Raw genomic sequence first — 591 nt, 5'->3', positions numbered from 1 at the left:
CCGGCGTCATACGACAGCAGAAAACGCTGCTTGTCGACATAGCCATAGGTCGTCGTGCGTTGCGTGAACTTTCCGTAGTTTCCGGAAATTTCATAGTTCCAGTCGTCGTTGAAGGTCCCACGCAGACCGCCGACAATGCGGAAGGTCTCACGGCGGAACGCTTCATCGCGGATGCCCGAGTCGGCGAACTGACGTGCGTCGACGAACCGATAACTGCCATTTGCAATGGCGGCGATATCGGCGGCGTTCAGTTTACCGCCGGCAACACCATTGGCTGAGGTGGAAAAGGACCGTGCGCTGTCGCAGGTTACCGTCAAACTGGTGTTGCAGCCTGCGGCGAGAATCGCATTGGCGATCGTCGTACGGTCGGCGGCGTTGAGGAACGGATTGTCCAGGCGCGTCCGTTCGCGATAGTCGAATTGCGAGTAGGTTCCCTGGCTGAAGGAGGGGCCGGCGTTGGAACCGAGCGTGTCGATGCGGACATACTTCGCCTCGACAAACGCTTCCAATGCTGGGGCGAATTCATAGTGGCCCAGCAGGTTGAAATTGTAGCGCTGCTGATACGGGTACACAGACAGCAACTTGTCTTCG

At 57.9% G+C, this 591-nt stretch carries 1 protein-coding gene; it reads right to left on the bottom strand.

Annotated features, from left to right (window positions below):
- Positions 1–591 (bottom strand): hypothetical protein (locus AACY08_RS28110; protein WP_339472367.1); only part of this gene is annotated, 591 nt, incomplete at both ends.

Source organism: Pseudomonas sp. EL_65y_Pfl1_R83 (genome assembly GCF_963970695.1).
In the GTDB taxonomy this organism is placed as follows: Bacteria; Pseudomonadota; Gammaproteobacteria; order Pseudomonadales; family Pseudomonadaceae; genus Aquipseudomonas; species Aquipseudomonas tritici.
This window is presented reverse-complemented; position numbering and strand designations above follow the sequence as displayed.